The organism is Wenzhouxiangella psychrophila (genome assembly GCF_042310375.1).
Taxonomy (GTDB): domain Bacteria; phylum Pseudomonadota; class Gammaproteobacteria; order Xanthomonadales; family Wenzhouxiangellaceae; genus Wenzhouxiangella.
The window spans coordinates 163,604-183,312 of the sequence record NZ_JBHJMQ010000002.1 but is presented as its reverse complement, the minus strand read 5'-3'; the positions used below and the strand labels follow the sequence as shown (position 1 = coordinate 183,312).

General features: G+C 62.6%; 16 protein-coding genes. 9 read left to right on the top strand and 7 right to left on the bottom strand.

All coding sequences use genetic code 11. The features are described 5' to 3' along the window. Positions 1 to 55: 55 nt before the first annotated feature. Both ACDC66_RS03470 and ACDC66_RS03465 read left to right on the top strand, forming a co-directional pair. Positions 56 to 421: a type II secretion system protein gene (locus ACDC66_RS03470; protein ID WP_376695285.1), complete on the top strand. Its 366-nt coding sequence runs from the start codon at positions 56 to 58 to the stop codon at positions 419 to 421. 85 nt (positions 422 to 506) lie between these two features. After that, entirely contained in the window at positions 507 to 2,459 is a 1,953-nt protein-coding gene (locus ACDC66_RS03465; protein ID WP_376695284.1) for a hypothetical protein, read from the top strand. A 152-nt stretch (positions 2,460 to 2,611) separates the two neighbouring features. Here ACDC66_RS03465 and ACDC66_RS03460 read toward each other — a convergent pair whose 3' ends face one another. Genes ACDC66_RS03460 through ACDC66_RS03445 form a run of 4 tightly spaced genes read right to left on the bottom strand, consistent with a single transcriptional unit; the run spans position 2,612 to position 4,935 of the window. Next, on the bottom strand, positions 2,612 to 3,550 hold the full coding sequence (locus ACDC66_RS03460) for a hypothetical protein (RefSeq protein ID WP_376695283.1): 939 nt from the start codon (positions 3,548 to 3,550) through the stop codon (positions 2,612 to 2,614). Beyond that, complete coding sequence (locus ACDC66_RS03455) at positions 3,544 to 4,005, bottom strand: pilus assembly FimT family protein (RefSeq protein WP_376695282.1); 462 nt, start codon at positions 4,003 to 4,005, stop codon at positions 3,544 to 3,546. The genes ACDC66_RS03460 and ACDC66_RS03455 overlap by 7 nt, the downstream gene beginning before the upstream one ends. Next, entirely contained in the window at positions 4,005 to 4,454 is a 450-nt protein-coding gene (locus ACDC66_RS03450; protein WP_376695281.1) for a type II secretion system protein, read from the bottom strand. Before ACDC66_RS03450 ends, ACDC66_RS03455 begins: the two co-directional genes overlap by 1 nt. After that, positions 4,435 to 4,935, bottom strand: a complete 501-nt coding sequence (locus ACDC66_RS03445) for a pilus assembly FimT family protein (RefSeq protein WP_376695505.1) — start codon at positions 4,933 to 4,935, stop codon at positions 4,435 to 4,437. The genes ACDC66_RS03450 and ACDC66_RS03445 overlap by 20 nt, the downstream gene beginning before the upstream one ends. Positions 4,936 to 5,094: 159 nt before the next feature. On the opposite strand from ACDC66_RS03445, the gene ACDC66_RS03440 reads away from it, so the two are divergent. Together ACDC66_RS03440 and ACDC66_RS03435 are read left to right on the top strand one after the other, a co-directional pair. Continuing rightward, positions 5,095 to 6,054 carry a GGDEF domain-containing response regulator gene (locus tag ACDC66_RS03440; protein WP_376695280.1) on the top strand — a complete coding sequence of 320 codons (960 nt, stop codon included), beginning with the start codon at positions 5,095 to 5,097 and terminating at the stop codon, positions 6,052 to 6,054. 23 nt (positions 6,055 to 6,077) lie between these two features. Beyond that, positions 6,078 to 7,019 carry an FHA domain-containing protein gene (locus ACDC66_RS03435; RefSeq protein ID WP_376695279.1) on the top strand — a complete coding sequence of 314 codons (942 nt, stop codon included), beginning with the start codon at positions 6,078 to 6,080 and terminating at the stop codon, positions 7,017 to 7,019. On the opposite strand, the gene ACDC66_RS03430 is transcribed toward ACDC66_RS03435, so the two are convergent. After that, entirely contained in the window at positions 7,010 to 7,744 is a 735-nt protein-coding gene (locus ACDC66_RS03430) for an FFLEELY motif protein (RefSeq protein WP_376695278.1), read from the bottom strand. The genes ACDC66_RS03435 and ACDC66_RS03430 overlap by 10 nt on opposite strands. Further along, the gene (locus ACDC66_RS03425; protein ID WP_376695277.1) at positions 7,741 to 8,190 is read right to left on the bottom strand and encodes a peroxiredoxin; all 450 of its coding nucleotides are present in this window, start codon (positions 8,188 to 8,190) and stop codon (positions 7,741 to 7,743) included. Before ACDC66_RS03425 ends, ACDC66_RS03430 begins: the two co-directional genes overlap by 4 nt. Positions 8,191 to 8,211: 21 nt before the next feature. Between ACDC66_RS03425 and ACDC66_RS03420 the strand changes: the two genes are divergently transcribed. The 5 genes from ACDC66_RS03420 to dnaE all read left to right on the top strand — a co-directional run bounded on the left by ACDC66_RS03420 (position 8,212) and on the right by dnaE (position 18,743). Then, positions 8,212 to 9,435, top strand: coding sequence for a patatin-like phospholipase family protein (locus ACDC66_RS03420; protein WP_376695276.1), 1,224 nt, complete (start codon positions 8,212 to 8,214; stop codon positions 9,433 to 9,435). Between the two features lie 67 nt (positions 9,436 to 9,502). Beyond that, positions 9,503 to 10,708: a TraB/GumN family protein gene (locus ACDC66_RS03415; protein WP_376695275.1), complete on the top strand. Its 1,206-nt coding sequence runs from the start codon at positions 9,503 to 9,505 to the stop codon at positions 10,706 to 10,708. Positions 10,709 to 10,781: 73 nt separating this feature from the next. Next, complete coding sequence (locus ACDC66_RS03410; protein ID WP_376695274.1) at positions 10,782 to 13,457, top strand: DUF349 domain-containing protein; 2,676 nt, start codon at positions 10,782 to 10,784, stop codon at positions 13,455 to 13,457. Continuing rightward, the gene (locus ACDC66_RS03405; RefSeq protein WP_376695273.1) at positions 13,457 to 15,118 is read left to right on the top strand and encodes a Na+/H+ antiporter NhaC family protein; all 1,662 of its coding nucleotides are present in this window, start codon (positions 13,457 to 13,459) and stop codon (positions 15,116 to 15,118) included. The genes ACDC66_RS03410 and ACDC66_RS03405 overlap by 1 nt, the downstream gene beginning before the upstream one ends. Positions 15,119 to 15,245: 127 nt before the next feature. Beyond that, the gene (gene dnaE, locus ACDC66_RS03400; RefSeq protein WP_376695272.1) at positions 15,246 to 18,743 is read left to right on the top strand and encodes a DNA polymerase III subunit alpha; all 3,498 of its coding nucleotides are present in this window, start codon (positions 15,246 to 15,248) and stop codon (positions 18,741 to 18,743) included. A gap of 32 nt (positions 18,744 to 18,775) precedes the next feature. Here dnaE and ACDC66_RS03395 read toward each other — a convergent pair whose 3' ends face one another. Then, complete coding sequence (locus ACDC66_RS03395) at positions 18,776 to 19,699, bottom strand: hypothetical protein (protein ID WP_376695271.1); 924 nt, start codon at positions 19,697 to 19,699, stop codon at positions 18,776 to 18,778. Positions 19,700 to 19,709: the final 10 nt, after the last annotated feature.

The following is a 19,709-nucleotide window of genomic DNA, read 5'->3' as shown; positions in this document are numbered from 1 at the left end:
AACGGCACCCGGGCCGCGGCCCGAGCCAAACAGACCTGACATGGAGTCCAAACCAATGCAAAACATGAACATCAGAAAAAGCCAGGGCGGTTTCACCCTGATCGAACTGGTCATTGTCATCGTCATCCTCGGCATTCTTGCCGCCGTGGCTATTCCACGTTACGTGGACCTAACCACTCAAGCTGAAGAGGCCACCTTCGATGGCATCCGCGGAGCCCTTGCCAGCACAGCGGCCATCCTGATCGCCGACGGAACACCCGGCACAGCCGGAACTAATCAAGAAATCCGGGACAATGTGATTCAAGAAGGATGGAGCGCTGCCGCTGGAACTGGTACAGACTGCGAATTTGAAGTGACAATTACCTCCAGCGGCGAATCGACTACTATCACTCTGGATGACTCTCTCGTTTCAGGTTGCTAGTAACTCTTTTGGATAGCTGGGCTTAAGGAAGCCCTCGCTCATAATTGAGCGAGGGCTTCCTTTTTTGTTTTGAATTCACAAGTCTATGCCGCGACTCCGCCCCCCTGGATACAACACCCTTTTTGCTTTCAAGCACCAGGCGGCGTCCAGTCTTCTGCTCCTGCTTGTTCTCCTCGTCGTCTGGTATTGCTTACAACCCGGCCTTGATGCGGCGCTTCACTATGACGACACACCCAACCTATCGGGGCTTGAGAAGGTCCGCGATTTAGAATCAGCTATTAGATTCGTTACTGGGGGCACTGCCGGCCCACTGGGTAGACCACTATCACTTGCCACATTTCTGCCGGAAAGACACTCCTGGCCGGACTCACCGAGTACTTTTCTACGCACCAATATCCTGATCCACCTGCTCAACGGCCTGCTCGTTGCCTGGCTCGCCTTTCGCGCCCTCCACTCCTACGCTTTTCCCAAGCGGATGGCGGCATCCGGCGCTGTTCTGACCAGCGGCATCTGGATGCTGTTACCCATTCTCGCTTCAACTTCGCTGCTGGTTATCCAGCGCATGAACAGTCTTTCGGCGCTGTTCGTGCTATTTGGGCTGATCAGTCACCTGCTACTAAGATCACAGATCGAGAAACGACCGCGCCTCGCGCTCGCCGCCATGGCAGTCAGCATTGGACTCTTTACAGTGTTGGCGACCCTTTCCAAGGAAAACGGTGCGCTGCTACCCACTCTGATCCTCTTGATCGAATCAACCCTGCTTGCGAGACCGCTATCCATTAGCCGAAAAGTGTGGCGACGATGGTGCGCCGTCTTTCTTTGGCTCCCCACCGTCGCGGTAGCTGTCAATCTGCTCTCGATTCTTCCTTACAGCCAGGAACTAATCGCCATGCGCGGATTCGGTGGCTGGGAGCGACTGATCACACAAACCCGCATCCTGTGGGAATACCTTTTTCATTCCTTTATCCCTATTGACACGCTTGATCTCGGTCCATTTCAGGACACTTATGAGCCCACCCGCTCTATATTCGAACCCCTGACGATTTTAGCCGCCGCCGCCTGGATTCTGTTCATTGGACTAGCCTGGACCTTCAGGAAAAAGATCCCGGCCCTCAGCCTTGGCGTGCTTTGGTTTGTCGTAGGTCATTCCGTCGAGTCAAGCGTTGCACCCCTGGATTTGTATTTCGAGCATCGGAACTACCTGCCGCTCATAGGGCCTTGCCTGTCTCTTGCCTGGATAGTCCTAAAGGCATTCGAAAAACGTCCGGCTTTGACCACCATGGCGGCGACCGCCTACATCATTCTTCTGGCCACCTCACTCTGGGTCGTCAGCAACCTGTGGAGCGAACCCCTACGGGAGGCGCAAAAACACTATCTGGCCAACCCGCAAAGCTCGAGAGCCATCGGGCATTTCGGTGGGCAGTTGCTCGCCATCAATGCAGTTGAACCGACCCTGCGTCTGCTCGAGAAGGCCATTGAGAACGATGTTGCTCCAGAACGACTGAAGACCACTCAGCTTTACCTGACATGCGCCTACCGTCCGGACGCAGAATCGCACATTTCCGAAGAACTCAGCTCTTCTTTAAACACTGCCGATTTTGACCGAAATCTCGGTCACGCTGTCTATGTGCTTGCCCGCACTCGCGTTTCCACGGAGTGCAAGGCCATCAATCTCCACGATACCTCGAAAATGATTGATGCCCTGGCCGCCAACTCAGACTTTTCAGGCCACGCTGAAACGCACTACTGGATACACCGTGCTCGCGAGCGCCTCGCCTCTCACGATGGAGATCGCGCAGAGAGAAAGCAGCAGTTATTGAACGCCCAGAAACAGCGATTCGACCCATTTACGATCGAATTATGGACACGACTGCAGCTGGAAGATGGCCTGGCTCAAAAAGCTTGCAGAAGGCTTCAAGAACTCTGGGTGGAAGCGCCGCTCAATCCAACGCGCAGGATCAACAGGTGGCTCGTACTCAAGGGCCAGGCCAGGCATATTACGCAAGAAAGCGGTCTCGAGTGCACCTTGCACCAATAGGCAACTCTAACGAGGCGTCAAATTCGGACTCAAAGTCGGTTAAGCCCCTTATTCAGATGCCGTCGTCGACACGTCGGCGACCTGTGCAGAATGGCTGGGTCGATCAGTCCATTGGCAATCTTTGCACAATACCGAACACTCCTGATATTCAATTAAGGATTTTCGTCCCAAGTACCATCATCAACGGGATCATCTCCACTGCCGGAGCAGTATCCAGCTCGGCCGATGCAACCATCAGCAAGAAAAACCTGATTGGATGGGTTTGTCGCCCAGTCCAGGCGAATCTTTACTTGTCCGACATTGTTGCTTGCGAAGTAGTCTCCTAAAGCCAGGACAATGTCAAAATTCTCATACAGCTCATTTTCCGCCGGTGCGCTACAAGTGCTATTCAATCCAGGAAGCGGAACATCGCAATCTACATTAGCACCGGTGTCGATGTTCATTTCCAGCCCAAACACGTTGTTTGTCGGACTCGCATCCCAATCTATGTTGGCGGTAAAATAGACCTCATCACCAACCACAAAATTATCAGAAATCAAATCAGCGCCATTCGCTTGAGTCGGAGGCTGACCTTGTCCTTTTCCGCCCGGTCGGTTAAAGATCAGCTCACCATCCTGACACTCAACATTATTCGAATTGCAATTGAACTCGGTATCCTCAAAAAGATCATCACCACCGCCGGTATCGCCCTCGAGCACACTTTCTGGAATCTTCCCCTTCAACACTCGCCGGGTTTCATTCACGATGCCGACAGCGGTCAATCGGCAACCGCCATCCGCAGTGTCATATTCTGAGTCGGTTACATCAAAGCTGCCCTCACCATTGACCGACTCCGGCAGGACCGCATTGCTTTGAAGGTCGTTACAGGCACTCTCAGGATCAGCGCTGTCGAATAATTCAAGCGCCGGCCACTCGATACCGCTCTCGGCCATGAACAGGGCGCGTGAGGCATTCGCATGATCACCGGCGCCGCGCGCACCGGAGGTGGACATCGAAACAATGGCGGCCGCAATGGCGACAAAGGCGACCAGGAACACAACCAGAATAATGGCCATGAATCCATTCTGTTTTCGAGGGGCGGCCGTCAACATGAATCATTCCTCGTATAAGTCACTACACGCCAGGGTTCGCTGATATCCGGCGTTGAAAATTCCGCAGTGATATAGCAAGCGTTCTCGTAAGGTTCCGATATGAATTGCGGGTCGCCATCAATGGCTGCGAGAAGCCCGACATTCCCGTCACGATCAATGACCAATTCATCACCCTGACGTTCAATGGTCACGTTGACCAGATTTCCGCCGTCATCAAACCTGTCAAAGCTAATCGATGTCTGATCGGCGCTGATAGCAAAGTTTCGGCTCATCCGAATTTCGCGTGCGACTCGCTCGAGCGCAAGCATGGCCTCCCGTTCAATAGCGGCGGTTTCCTGTTGCTGACTGAAAGCGCCGAACCCACTAACTAGCATCGGCAAGCTGACCATCGCCAGAATGCCCACGAGAATGATGGTCAGGATCATTTCGATCAGACTGAAGCCGCGCGCGCTCATCAGCCACCCCCGAGATTGGTAATCAAGGTGCGCGCGGTGGCGCTCGTTCCGTCGGGGCCGGCGGCACTGACAACCACTACTACATACTCGTCGGTCGGGTTCGCATTCCAGGCCTCGCAGGACACCGCGGGCTCGCTCCAGCCTGCGGGAAGAGCGCAAGCGCTCAGAGTGGCCCCCGGACATGGATCGAGCGCCGCCTTGCAATCGGAGACATCCTCCGGATAACCCGCCTTGCGCTTCTGACCGAGCACCAGTTCCATACGCGCCTGCACGACCTGGGCTGCGGTCAACGCGCGGGTCTGCTCACCGGCGCCGGTCAGTGGAGCCGATAAGGTCGACAATAGCGCCACGCCGGCTACACCGAGCACGACGATGAACAGGATCATCTCCAACAAGGTCAGGCCAGCCTGCGCCCGGAGGTGAATTCGCCTACTCCACAATGTTGACATACCCTGTCTCTCCTTCGACCACGATATCAACGGCATTTCCCGAACCGGCCGCAACGGTTATGGCCGGATTCGCAACAGGCGCTTCTGGCGCTCCAAAGCGCGACGTGAACGTGATACTCGATCCACCGATCGTCACACCATCAAACGTCTTCGAAACATCTCCGGTTGACAACGTTGCGCCGGGGCCACTGATCGAACTGATCGAGATGGTGTTTCCGGCAAGCTCGAAGGTGTAGGGCTCCGCTCGCGTCAACGCCAGACTCTGCGTATAGCGAATTTCCGCAGCGATCTGCTCGGCCACGGGCATGACTTTCAGTGAGCCCAGGTTGAGTCGGGGAATTGCCACGAACGCCAGGGCGCCCAGGATGATCAGCACGACAATCAGTTCAATCATCGTGAAGCCTGCCGCATGGGGCGGCATTCTTATCGAGGTGACCTTGAGGCGGCTTGAAGTCATGTCCTGGCTGGAGTTTGCCTGCATCTGCAAGATACTAATGCAATATACGCGCCAGAAGCACCCCTGTCATCCGTCACGCAGCCTCTGGGCCGCGCCGGCGCTTGCAGTCGGGTTCGGCCTGACGCAAAATGAATTCGTTGCGGGAACGGGGTTTATCCCGCCAGAGCGGGCAGGCGGAAATACATGCTGCAGGCAATCGACCAACTCAACAGGCGGCGCCGGGTACTCTTTGTCGACGACTCCCGGCTGATGCGCTATGCCGGCAGCAGGTTCCTGTACGGCCACTGTGACATCGTGCTCGCCCGCGACGGCCGCGAAGCCTGGCGCACACTGGCCGGCGACGACCAGATCGACCTGGTGTTCACCGACCTGATGATGCCGGTGATGGACGGCCACGAACTGATTCGGCGCATCCGTCGATCCTCCGATCGCCGCATTCGCCAGCTCCCCGTGCTGGTGGTCACCGGCGACGACGAAAGCAGCGCGCGCAAGCAGGCCCTGGAAGAAGGCGCAAGCGATTTCATCGCCAAACCATTTACACCTGACGATCTTCGTCACGCCCTGACATCCGACAACCGCCCAAAAGCGCAATCCGCCAACCCGCAACTGCGCGGCTTGCCGTCCGGACACGAGCCACGAACTTCCGGCGCCGGCCCATTCCAGCAACCGCAGGAACCGGCTACCTATTGCCATCGGCTGCAACAAACACTCAGTTTTCACCAGCGCCAGCAGCTCGAGCTTTCCCTGCTCCATGTGCAATTCCAGGGCCACCGACAACTCGACAAGCGCTTCGGCCGTCACTGGGCCGATGCGGTCATGCGAAACATCGACCGCATCCTGGTCGAGGAACTGCGTGATGAAGACAGCGTCCATCGAACCGCCGCCGACCTGTTCAGCATCATCCTGATGGGCACCGGCCGGGAAGGCGCCCGTATTCTGACCCGTCGTCTGCGCCAGCGGCTGGTCAATACGCACATGCGGTTTTCCAGCATGGAGGTGCCGATCGACGTGCGCTTCGCCGTTCAGTTTCCCGACCTCCACAAGGAAGAAGATCCGGAGATACTCCTCGACGAGGCCCTGCGTCTCGTGCACTGGCGGACCTCTCCCGAGCGCGTTGCCCATACCGAGATAACGGATCGCTGACGACCCGGCGGGGAACGGTAACCATGACTGAATCAATCGTGCTCGAGCCACTCGACGACACGCGGGACGAAACCGGGCCGATCCGCGTTACCCGGTTTCCCAGCACGATCGGCCGCAGTCGCGATTGCGATCCGCGCCTGAATCTTCACCGCATTTCCCGTCGCCACCTTCGGCTGGCACTCGAAGGCGACCGGGTCATCGTGGAAGACCTGGGTAGCACCAACGGCACGTTTGTCAACGACGAGCGACTTTCCGGCCCGGCCGTGCTCAGACCGGGCGATCGCCTGCATATTGCCGACTACGCCTTCAGCGTGCACAGCCTTGCCCAGCTCGACCGGGCTGCCAACCGGCGAGCGGGCGCGCCGCAGACGCTGGCCGGGCAGACCATCGCCGGCTTTACCGAGGACCCCGACGGATTCCCGGTCCAGGCCCCGCAGCTCTACGAGCTGCTCAACGATTCGCTTCTCGAACCCCTGGCCGTGGAAGCCAGCATCGAAGGCGACCCCTACGACGCGCTGATGGTGAGCGCCAGGAGCACGCACCCGGCGCTGAACGCCGGTCACGACCGGCTGGCGAGAATGGCCCGACAGATCGGTGAAGAAGCCCGCTATCACGCCATTGTTCGTGAAGTGGCGGTGGAGGCCGCCGACCGGGCCGGTCTGGATAACCCCCTGATCGTTCTGCCCATCGACGCTCTGGAAGTCGAAGACGCCGGCGTGTTGCTGCATGAATTGGGCGAGCTCGCCGCACGCTTTCGCCGCTTGAGGCTGGCCTGCCGGGTCGCGACATCCGAACTGGATGTGACAACACTCGAACAGCTCGGGAACAGCCTGGACAGCCTTGGCATCAAACTAACGGTGCGGTTTGATGCGCCCGAGGATGAGCAGGCCTGCCGACAAGCCGGCATCGCCGAACTCACGGTCGCCGCCGGCTCCGAGGCACGCCCACTCGGCGACTATTCCTGAACGGACCCCGGGCCTGACCCGATCCACGGCTCGAACGGCCAGTCATCGCCCGATGCCATCGCTTCGAGCGCCTGGGACTCACGCTTGCGAATCGTCGCCAGGAACTCGTCGGCACCGTTCATCCTGGCAAAGGCATCGAGACCGCGTTCGAGAAAGCTCTGCAGCAGGCCCGCGCCACCCGCCTGTGCCGGCCGGCGCATGATGCGCACCAGCCGCCGAACCATGGTCCGACGGACCGTTCGATCGAGCAATTCGCCCAGGCTCTGGATCAACTCGATCTGCTCCCGGCGAGCCGCCCACTGGTCATGTTGGCGGTAGGCGCGAGCATAATCGGGCTGCCGAATTTCGCGCACATCCACGAGAATGGCGGCCAGGGAAAAATCGAACTCAAGGCTGACGGCCTGCAGCCGCATCGCCTCGCCCATGGCATACAGGAGATGGCCCGGCAGGAAGCGCCGCATCACGGGCAGCACCCGCTTGAGCTGACGATCGCGGGCATGCACGTCACCGCCGCCGTAGAGTTCATCCAGGAAGAAATGGCAGGCCGGGCGAAAGCGCGGCTGCCTGATGAGATCGGCGTATGTTTGGTCGAGCCGCGCGCGCTGCCAGCGTTGCAGACGATCCAGCGAGTCGCGCAGGGTCCCCTCGTCGGGAATCCGCTCGGCAATCGCCAGACTACGCTCGACCTGGCGTTCGAGGTGCAGGACCGCTTCCGAGTCGCTCATTCCAGGTGCCGTATGACCTCGATCAGCTCTTCGCGGCTGCGCCGGAACACCGCCACGGACTCGACATGCGCGTAGCGCACGACACCGTCCTCGTCGACAAGAAAAACACCGCGCTTCATACCCATCAGGCCCTTGCAGCCGTAATGTGCGGCAACTTCCAGCCCGGGATCGCTCAACAAGGTAAACGGCAGATCGTGCTTGTCGCGGAATCGCCGGTGGGAGGCGGCATCGTCACCGCTGATGCCCACCACTTGCACGTCCAGGTCGGCGAACTGCTCGATCCCGTCGCGGTAATCGCAAAGCTGGCGGGTGCAAACCGGCGTATCGTCGCCCGGATAAAAGACCAGCAGCAATCGCTTTCCGAGGTGCTCAGAGAGCGTGAATTGGCCATCGTCCTGATCGGAGAGCGAAAAATCGGGGGCGGCGTCGCCGGTTCGGATTGTCATGACCTGCATTATAATGTCTGCATGCTCAAGTTGACTCCTGCACGTACCCCTCGCGAAACCAGCCGTCACCCGACCATCGGGCTGGCCATCGCCGGCGGCGGCCCACTGGGCGCCATCTACGAACTGGGCGCATTGCAGGCGCTCGACGAGGCCCTCGACGGCGTGCACATGCACGATCTCGACATCTACGTCGGCGTCAGTTCCGGCGCCGTACTGTCGGCCAACCTGGCCAACCGCATCACCATCAGCCAGATGGCGCGCGTGTTCATGAGCACCTCGGATGCCGAATTCGCCTTCCATCCCGAGAAGTTCCTGCGACCGGCGTTGCGCGAGTACTTCAATCGCGCGACCAGCGTTCCATCCGTCATCTACGAGATGCTCACCGAGATCATCCGCCATCCCCAGCGGCTGAGCAGCCTGGAGAGTATCGAGAGCCTGTCCCGCCTGGTTCCCAACGGCATTTTCGACAATCAGAGCATCCACCGCTTCCTGGCCAAGGTCCTGGACAAGCCCGGGCGCACCAACGACTTCCGGGAACTGACGGCCAAGCTGCGCGTGGTGGCGGTGGAACTGGAATCCGGCCAGGCGGTGCGTTTCGGGGAGCCGGGCTACGACGAAGTCCCCATTTCGCTGGCCGTGCAGGCCTCCGCCGCGCTGCCCGGCCTCTATCCACCGGTGGAGATCGGCGGCAGCTACTACGTCGACGGTGCCCTACGCCGCACCCTGCACGCCTCCGCGGCCCTGAAGGAAGGTGCCGACCTGCTGTTCGCCATCAACCCGCTGGTGCCCTATGACGCCGACAGCGATGCGACCAACCTGGCGCGAGCGCGCGAACGTATGATCAAGGGCGGTCTGCCGGTCGTGATGTCACAGACCTTCCGGTCGCTGATCCAGTCGCGCATGCAGATCGGCATGCGCAAGTACGAGACCAGCTATCCGGAATCGGCCATCATGCTCGTCGAGCCCAACCGCAACGACGAGAAGATGTTCTACACCAACGTCTTCAGCTATTCATCGCGCAACGACCTGGTCGACCATGCCTACCAGATCACGCGTGCGGAACTGCTGGCGCGCGCCGACGATCTCGAGCCCTTCCTGGAACCCTTCGGGCTGACGCTCAACCGCGAACTGCTGGCGGCCGAACGCAGTTTTTCCGACAGCCTGGCCCGGGAAAAGCCGCACTACGCGCCGGTCGGCAATTCGCTTGACCGCACGCTCGACAGCCTCGAGCGCCTTCTGAGATGACGTGGCCGCGACAGAACGTGCACCCGATCGGCTAAACTGCCCCATCGCATTCGTCCGACTGTTCTTGATGACCCCCGAACAACCAGAATTATTCGGTGACGAGCCCGTTCGCCACGTCAAGCGCGACGGCGTGGACTACGCCCTGCTCGGCACCGCACACGTCTCACGCACCAGCGCCGAAGCCGTGGAGCGACTGATCGACAGCGGCCATTACGACGCCGTGGCCATCGAGCTGTGCGCGCCGCGCTACCAGACGCTGACCGAGCGCGACGCCTGGCGCGACATGGACCTGTTCCAGGTCGTTCGCCAGGGCAAGGCCGGCATGATGATGGCCTCGCTCGCGCTGTCGGCCTACCAGCGCCGTATCGCAGAGCAGTTCGGTATCGAGCCCGGCGCGGAAATGAAGGCGGCCATCGAAGCCGCTCGGCGCGCCGACGTGCCCCTCCAGCTGATCGACCGCGATATCGGCATCACCCTGCGCCGCGCCTCCCGGCGACTGTCTTTGTGGAAGCGCTGGCTGATGCTCAACGGGCTGGTCATGTCGATGTTCTCGCGCCAGGAAGTAAGCGAGGAAGACATCGAACGGCTCAAGCAGGGCGACCTGCTGACCGAAACCTTCAGCGAGTTCTCCGAGTCCGCACCCGAGCTGTTTGAATCCCTGATCGCCGAACGCGACCGCTTCATGGCCGCGCGCCTGCGGCAGGAAAACGAGCAGCACGCGCCACGCAAGGTACTGGCCGTGCTCGGGGCAGGGCATCTCGAAGGGACGGCCGAGGCGCTCGAAGCCACTAGCGAACCGGCCGAAACCGTGGAGTCGCTCAACTTCATGCCGCCGGCGTCGAAGCTGCTCAAGGCCCTGCCCTGGCTGGTGCTGGCCCTGGTGGCGACCGGCTTCATCATCGGTTTTTCGCGCTCGCCGGAGCTCGGCTGGGCGCTGGTGACGACCTGGGTGGTCATCAACGGCACGCTGTCGGCCCTGGGCGCACTGATTGCAGGCGGCCATCCGCTCACGGTGGGCACCGCCCTGCTTGCGGCCCCCCTGACCTCCCTCAACCCGACCATCGGCGCCGGCATGGTCACCGGCGCGGTGGAAGCCAGCCTGAGAAAGCCGCGCGTGGGCGATTTCGAAACCCTGCGCGACGACGTCGTCAAGCTCTCGGGCTGGTGGCGAAACCGCGTTTCGCGCGTGTTGCTGGTGTTCTTCCTTTCCAACCTGGGCTCGGCCATCGGCACCTGGGTAGCCGGATTCAGGATGGTCCAACAGTTGTACTAACGTCCCCGGGGTTCAGATCCCTGCTTCCAACCCTATAATACGGATTGATTCGCAAACCCGAACCGTATCTGCAATGAGCATCAAGGCACGACTCTTCGGCAAGCCCTGGCAGCAGAAGGATCCTTCCGTCCGGTCACGGGCCGTGACCGAAAGCGACGACCCGGAGCTGCAGGCCGAGCTCGGGCGCATCGCCGAGCACGACGAGTCGGCCGAGGTCCGGCTGGCCGCCCTCAAGCGCATCAACACCGAACCGTTCTGGCTCGATGCCCGCCTGCGAGAGACCGACCCGGCCATCATGCAGGCCGCCGACGCCTATCTGCTCAAGGCCGTGATGCAACGTGAGAACGAAAAGCTCGTCAAGGAGCGGCTGGAGTGGTTCCGCCGCATCGACGACGCCGATTTCATTCGCAGGGCCGCCCGCGGCGCGCCCGACCGTGCGTTGCGCGCCGAAGCGCTGTCACGAATCGACGCACCCGGTTTCCTGGGCGACCGGATCGTCGAAGAGAAAGACGACGAACTGGCCCTGTCACTGGTCGATCGAATCGACCAGCCCTCGACGCTGGCACGCATCAACACGGCGCTGCGTCGAAAAAGCAAGCGGCGAGCCCGCGCCGTCGAGGAACGCCTGCACAGCCTGCAGGCCGAAAGCGGCGAATACGACGAGGCCTCGGCATCAGCCTCGCGCCTGGTCGAACGCGCCGAACGCCTCGCGCGCGGGCATTTCGATGGCGACCGCCGTGGCGAACGCGACGAGCTCGAAGGCCTGTGGCAGGCCATGGAATCGCCGCCGGAGAATCTCGCGCGGCGCTTTCTCGGCGCGATGGAAATTGTCCGCCGATCGCTCGAAGCGCCCACCCGCGGCGGCAGGCATCCCAAGGAAGACGCCTCCGAATCCGATACCCCGACCGCTGATCAATCGCTGGCCGGGGTGGTCGAACGACTCGAGGCCAGTAAGGACATTGAAGCGCTCAGCGCCGATCGGGCAGCCGAGCTGCTGGGCCAGTTCGACCGCGTATGGCAGGCCATCGACGAACCCGGCCCGGCCGACACTGAGCTTCGCGAGCGGGCGCTGCCCATCCTCAAAGCCCTGCAAAAACGACGCGAAGCGTCCAGCAAGAAGCAAGCACCCCCGCCCACCGCAAGGCCGGAACAGGACTCGACCGACTGGCAGGCCGAACTCGATACCGCTGCCGGCCTGATCGAGGCCGGCAACATCGTCAAGTCCCAGGCCACCCTCCGAAACCTGCGCAGTCGCCTCGATCGCCTCCAGCCCAGGCAGCGACCGCGCGAGGCCGCCGGACGCCTGGGGCGGCTCGAAGGCCGCCTGCGCGAGATGCGCAACTGGGAGCACTGGTCGAACAACAAGCACCGCGACGAGCTGATCGAGCGAATCGAGCAGCTGGCCGGATCCGGTCAGCACCCCGACGCCATCTCCACGGCGCTCAAGGAAGCGCGAAAGGAATGGCAGCAACTCGAAGACCTGGAAGTATTGCCGGGCGACAAGCGCCAGCATGCCGCGCCGGCCGGCCAGTGGCGCCGCTTCCAGGCCGCCTGCAAGAACGCCTTCGAACAGGCCCAGCCGTTTCTCGAAAAACGCCACGAGGTGCAGGCCGAAAACCTGGAGCAGCTCGAGGCTTACCTCGAACGTGCTCAAGCCGTGGCCGACGACAGCGAGAGCGATATCGACACGCTCAAGCAATTCCTCAAGGGCGCCCGGCTCGCCATCAGGCGGCTCGACGACCTGCCGCCGAAAGCACGCGGCAAGTCGGCCGCACGGCTGAGAGAAACCATGGACGCCCTGTCCAGCCGCCTGGACGCGGCCTTCGAAGCCATCGAGAACGAAAAGCGCCGGCTGGTTCGCGAGGCCCAGGCACTCGAGCACGAATCCGACCTCAAGAGCGCGATCGATCAGGCAAAAGCGCTTCAGGCCCGCTGGCAGAAAACCGGCACCGGCCGCCGACGCGTCGAACAGAAGCTGTGGAAGGAATTTCGCGCCCCGATCGACCCGCTGTTCGAAAAGTTGCGCGGCGATCAGGACCAAAAACGCGAAGCGCAGGAAGCCGAGCTGGCGGTGCTTCGCGATCTGGTCCACCAGGCAGAGCAACTGGCAAAAGTCGACGAGCCCGAACTCGACCAGGCCGGGGGAAAGATGAAAGCGATACGCTCGCAGTTCGAGACCGCCGGCCGCCGGCCAGGCCAACTGGTGGAGCGCTTCGAAAAGGCCGAGCTGGCGCTTGGGAAGCGCCTCGAAGATCGTCGGCTGGCCGAGCGGCGCCAGGCCATCGAGCAACTCGACGAACTCGCTGCCCGGGTGCAGTCCGCATGGCAGGCCCGAAAAGCCGGCCAGTCACCGGACATCGAAATGCCGGAGACGGCTCCGGACGACGAACTCGCGCAGTCCCTGCAGGCTGCTGTCCAAAAGCTCGCCGACGAATCCGCCGACGCCGATACGATCGCTGGAGAAGTTGCCGAAAACGGCGAGCGGGCGCGACAGGTCGTCATCGAAATGGAGTTTCTCGCCGGCCTGGATTCCCCGGCGGAAGACCGCGAGGCACGCATGAATTTCCAGGTCGAGCGCCTGTCCCGGCGCATGAGCGAGCGTGCCGAAACACCCGGCCTGGCCGAGGAACTGGCCGAGCTGCGCCGGCGCTGGTACGCCAGCTTCCCGCAGCCGGTCGAGCGCCATGACGACATGGCAAAGCGCTTCCGGAAGTGCCAGAATGTACTCGAGTCGATGTCGGGGACCTAATGCATAACAAAATCATCCCTGCGTTGCGCAACCTCGCGCTGTGCACTGCCCTGCTTGCCAGCCCTGCCCTGTTCGCCGCCGAAGAAGCCGGCCATTACGGCTGGGTTTCAATCCTGCCGCCGCTACTGGCCATTGCCCTGGCGCTGATCATTCGCCAGGTCGTACCCGCCCTGTTCGTCGGCATCTGGGTCGGCGCCTGGGCGCTCAATGATTTCACGCTGGTCGGACTGTTCACAGGACTGCTCGAGTCCTTCGAGGTTCACGTCGTCTCCGCCCTGGCCGACTCGGGCAATGCGTCGGTGATCCTGTTCTCGATGATGATCGGCGGCATGGTCGGCATCATCTCCAAAAACGGCGGGCTCCAGGGCGTGGTCGAGCGCATCGTCGGCTTTGCCGATTCGGCCGGTCGAGCCAGCATGGCAACCGTTGCCATGGGCCTGGCGATCTTCTTCGACGACTACGCCAATACCCTGGTGGTGGGCAACACCATGCGGCCGGTGACCGACCGCATGAAGGTCTCGCGCGAAAAGCTCGCCTACCTGGTCGATTCCACCGCCGCGCCGATCGCCTCCGTGGCCCTGGTGACGACCTGGGTCGGCTACGAAGTCGGCCTCATTCGCGATGCCATGGCAGGCATCGCCGGCCTGGATGCGAACGCCTATTTCGTCTTCCTCAATTCGATCGCCTACAGCTTCTATCCGCTATTTGCCCTCGTGCTGGTCTTCGCCGTGGTGCTCTCGGGTCGCGATTTCGGTCCCATGCACACCGCCGAACGCCGCGCCCGCAAGGAAGGACGGGTGGCGCCGGAGGCGGTGAGCACCGCCCTGGTCGACGACGACATGAAGCAGGTCCAGCCCGCCGAAGGCACCCGCCGACTGGCCCGGAACGCGGTCGTACCGGTCGCAATCCTGGTCGTGTCGGTGGTGGCCGGCCTGTTCGTCAGTGGCGAGGGCGAGACCCTCCAGGCATTGCTCGAGAGCGCCGATGCCTACAAGGCCCTGCTGTGGGGCTCGCTGCTGGGCGTGGTCTCGGCCGTCATCATGACGATGCTCCATCGCAGCCTGTCCATCCCGGAACTCATGGGCGCCTGGTTCACCGGCCTTCGCAGCATGTTGCTGGCGGTGGTCATCCTGGTCATGGCCTGGGCGCTGGCCGGCATTACCGAGGCGCTGGGCACGGCCGGTTTCCTCTCCGAACTGCTCGGTGATCGACTGCACCCGGGCCTGCTGCCCACGGTGGTTTTCGTGCTGGCGGCGGCGACCGCCTTTTCGACGGGGTCGAGCTGGGGCACGATGGGCATTCTCCTGCCGCTGATGCTGCCGCTGACCTGGGCGCTGATGAGCAACAACGGCATGACCGGCGTCGAGCACATGCCGATTCTCTACGGCTCGGTGGCCGCCGTCCTGGGCGGCGCCGTCTGGGGCGACCACTGCTCGCCGATATCCGACACCACCATCCTGTCGTCGATGGCCAGCCAGTGCGACCACATCGAGCACGTACGCACCCAACTGCCCTACGCCATGTTCGCCGGCGTCATCGCCATCGTCCTCGGCACCCTGCCCGCCGGGTTCGGAATTCCGTGGTGGCTGTGTCTGCCGGTTGGCGCCATCGCGCTGATCGTCGGATTCCGGATGGTTGGGAGAAAGGTTGAAGTTGAATAGGGGTTCGGGGTTCGGGGTTCGGGGTTCGGGAAAACCTACCGGAAGCCCGCCCTGAACCCTGAACCCTGAACCCTGAACCCTGAACCCGGAACCCTCAATCCGGGCCCCCGCCGTTTATAATCCCCCCATGCCCGACGAAGCCCCAAAGCCCTCCGCACCGCCGAGTCCCTTCGTCCACCTCCGCCTGCACACCGAGTACTCGCTCGAAGACGGCATGGTGCGCATCGGCGAGCTGGTCGAGCGGGCCGCGGAACTGGGTATGCCGGCGGTGGCGGTGACCGACTGGCACAACCTGTTCGGGCTGGTGAAGTTCTACCGGGCGGCGATCGCGAAGGGGATCAAACCGATCGTCGGCGCCGACGTTCGGGTCCAGGATGCGGCCGATGCCGAGCAGTTCGGCGTGGTCACCCTGCTGGTCCAGGACAGGACGGGTTATCTCAATCTCTGCCGGATTCTCTCCCGCAGCTTTCTCGAGGGGCGTTTCCGCGGCCAGCCGCGCGTGCATCCGGCCTGGCTGCGCGGGCATACCGACGGCCTGATTGCGCTCATCGGTCGCCAGTCCAACGTCGGCGAGGCGCTGTCCAACGGTCGCCGCAATCTCGCCCGCAACCGCCTGGAAGACTGGGAAAGCCTCTTCCCGGACCGCCTCTACCTCACGCTCGAGCGCATGGGCCGCGAAAACGAGCGCGCGATCGAGTCGGGACTGCTCGACCTGGCCGTACAGCACCAGCTGCCGGTCGTGGCCAGCAACGACGTCCGGTTCCTCAAGCGCGAGGAATTCTTCGCCCACGAAGCGCGCGTGTGCATCAACCAGAGCCGCTTGCTCGACGACAAGCGCCGATCGCGCGAATACGTCGACGAGCAATACCTTAAAAGCGGCGAGGAAATGGCCGAGCGCTTCGCCGACCTTCCGGTGGCGCTGGAAAACACGTTGCATCTCGCCCGGCGCTGCAACCTGGAACTCCGCCTGGGGGAATATTTCTTGCCGGCCTTCCCGGTGCCCGAGGGCGAAACCGAAGACGATTTCGTCCGGCGCAAGGCCGCCGAGGGTCTGGACCAGCGCCTTCAGCGGCACGGCCTGGCCGAGGACATGACGCGCGAGGACTACGAACAGCGCCTCGAACACGAGCTCGGTGTCATCGTGTCCATGGGCTTTTCGGGCTACTTCCTGATCGTGGCCGACTTCATCGCCTGGGCGCGCAACAACGGCGTGCCCGTGGGCCCCGGGCGCGGCTCCGGCGCCGGCTCCGTCGTGGCCTGGTGCCTTGGCATTACCGACGTAGATCCAATACGTTACGAGCTTCTCTTCGAGCGTTTTCTCAACCCGGAGCGCGTCTCCATGCCCGACTTCGACGTCGACTTCTGCGTCGAGGGCCGGGACCGGGTGATCGAATACGTGGCGCAGCGTTACGGCCGCGACCAGGTCTCGCAGATCATCACCTACGGCACCATGGCAGCCAAGGCCGTCGTGCGCGACTGTGGCCGCGTGCTCGGCTACAACTACGGCTTCGTCGACTCGATCGCCAAGCTCATTCCCAACCAGCTCGACATGACGCTGGACAAGGCGCTGGCCGAAGAGCCCGAGCTCAAGGCACGCTATGAAAAGGAAGACGACACCCGCACCATCCTCGACCTGGCCCGCTCGCTCGAAGGCCTGGCGCGCAATGCCGGCAAGCACGCCGGCGGCCTGGTCATCGCCCCCGGCCCGCTGACCGATTACACCCCGCTCTACACCGAACCGGACGGCCATTCGGTACTGACCCAGTTCGACAAGAACGATGTCGAATCGGTCGGTCTGGTCAAGTTCGACTTTCTGGGGCTTCGCAACCTCACCATCATCGACTGGGCGCTCAAGGCGGTCAACGCTTCGCGCGAGCGGTCCGGCGAGGCGCCGATCGATCTCGACGACGTGCCGCTCGACGACAGCAAGGCCTTCGAGCTGCTGCGCGCGGCTCACACCACGGCCGTGTTCCAGCTCGAGTCACCGGGCATGAAGGAGATGCTGCGCAAGCTCAAGCCCGACAGCTTCAACGACATCGTCGCCGCCGTCGCCCTCTACCGTCCTGGTCCGCTGGACGCCGGCATGGTCGAGGAGTACATCGACCGCAAACACGGCAAGGCGCCGGTGCGCTACCCGCATCCCAAAGCCGGGCCGATCCTGGAACCGACCTACGGGGTGATCCTCTACCAGGAACAGGTCATGCAGATCGCCCAGGAACTGGCCGGCTACAGCCTCGGCGGCGCCGACCTGCTGCGCCGGGCCATGGGCAAGAAGAAGGTCGAGGAAATGGAGCGCCAGCGCGAGATCTTCGTCAACGGCGCATCCGACAATGGCATCGACGCCGGCGAGGCCGAATCGATCTTCAACCTGATGGAGACCTTCGCCCGCTACGGTTTCAACAAGTCGCACTCGGTCGCCTATGCCCTGGTGGCCTATCAGACCGCATGGCTGAAGGCGCACTACCCGGCCGAGTTCATGGCCGCGGTGCTTTCGGCCGACCTCGACAAGACCGACAAGATCGCCAACCTGATCGAGGACTGCAAGCTCATGGGCCTGGAGATCCTGCCGCCGGACATTAACCGCTCCGCCTACCGTTTCGAAGTCGAAAACGGCGCCATCCGCTACGGCCTGGGCGCGCTCAAGGGCGTGGGCCGTAGCGCGGTCGAAAACCTCGTCGAGGTTCGCGCGGACTGCGGCGGATTCACCTCCCTGGCCCACCTGTGCCGCGAGGTGGATCTCTCCAGGCTCAATCGCCGCACGCTCGAGACCCTGCTTCGCTCGGGCGCAGCCGACTGCCTGCACGAGAACCGCGCCGCCCTGATGCAGGCCCTGCCCGACATCGTTTCCGAGGCCGAGCGCTTCCAGGCCGACCGTGAGGCCGGTCAGTCGAGCCTGTTCGGCGGCGCCTCGGCGCAGCAAGGCAGCGCCCCGGAAGAACGTGCCCTGCCCGATGTACGCGACTGGACGCTGCGCCAGCGCCTGCGCGCCGAAAAGGAAACCCTGGGCCTGTACCTGTCCGGCCACCCGATGGACGAATTGCGCGACGAACTGGCCGACACGACCACCACCACGCTCGAAGGAATCGAGCGCTTGCTGGGCAACGGCGGCAAAGAAGGTGGCCGACGCGGACAGGGCAAACCCATGACCCTGGCGGGCCTGATCGCCGCCATCCGGCGCCGCCCCGGCAAGGGTGCATTCATCGCCCTGGACGACGGCACCGCCCGCCTGGAAGTCGCGGTCTTCGACCGGCTCTTCCAGCAGATCTCCGACCGCCTGGTCGCCGACGAGATCGTGGTGGTCCGGGGTCGGGTGGAGGTCGACAGCTTCCGCGGCGGCTTCCGCATGGTGGCCGAGGAAGTCATGAGCGTCGACGAGGCGCGTTCACAGTTCGCCAGTCGCGTGGAAATCGAGATCAGCCAGCCTCCGGAAATGCTCGAACACGACCTGGCCGCCGCCCTGCAACCGTATCGCCCGGGCCGCACGCCCGTGGTGGTCAAGTACCGCAACCAGTCCGCCCGCGCCGTGCTCCACCTCGGCACCCAGTGGCACGTCACACCGTCAACGGAACTGCTCGCCGCGCTCGGTGGAGTGACGGGAATCGGGGAAGTTAAGTTGAAGTACTAGGTTGGGCGCTTCGAATTTCGACTTTAAGCCGGTCAGAATCCTGACACTTTCGCCTCGCGATTGACGAGCAGTCTTCCGGTTGTATAACAGGCATTGAGAAAGGCGGCGATATCCTCCGCCGCCTCCCCGGACTGCTGGTGCAAGTCGTCGATATCCACCGGCGCACGGATGAGAATGCGGGCAAGCTGAGCGTAGCGCTCGTTTTCCATCGCTTCACTCGGTGCCTGGGTCAGCATGAACTCGACATTGCCGAGCAGGTCCGGGTGCAGGCGCCCGCGCGACTGCGCCAGCCCGGCGAACCACTTCAGCTCGCTCAGGGGACGACGAACGACCTTGTCCACTTCGTCCACCAGGTCGGCGCTCGATACCGGCTTGCCGGCGGAAGCCGGCAGGGGTTGCGCGAACATCTCCGGCTGCATGTCGACGATGGCACCGTCATAGAACCAGCTTCCTGAACCGGGGTCGATGACCATGCGCGGCCAGCCGCTTACCTCGAGGACAACAGGGTTGTTCCAGGTCTGACTGCGCAGATGCTCGGCCAGGGTTGCATGGCCGGGGTCATCGGACTGCTCCAGCCGCAGCCACTCCGGAGCACCGCCCCGGTCCGGCTCGTCGAGTTCTTCCGGTTCCGGTGCCGGGACATCGTCGGAACTGACACGATCGAGCAGATCGAGAAACTTGCGCGCACCGAGCGGCTTTCTGAGCACGTAGTCGGCCGCGAAGTCGCGGCGGCTCGTCAGGGCAATGGGATTGTCGCCGGACGCGCGCTGGTCCAGCCAACGGGATTCGCCTTCTTCGGAGTCAACGTCGATGATCGTGACGTCGCCCCCCGGCACCTCGATGACCTGCCATGCTCCCTCGCCATTGCGCACACCGGCGAGATTGAGCAGCGACCGCATGACGGTACGCTCCTTCTGGCCGGTTTCCAGAACGGAAAGGGTGGGGGTTTCTAGCATGCCATTGTCC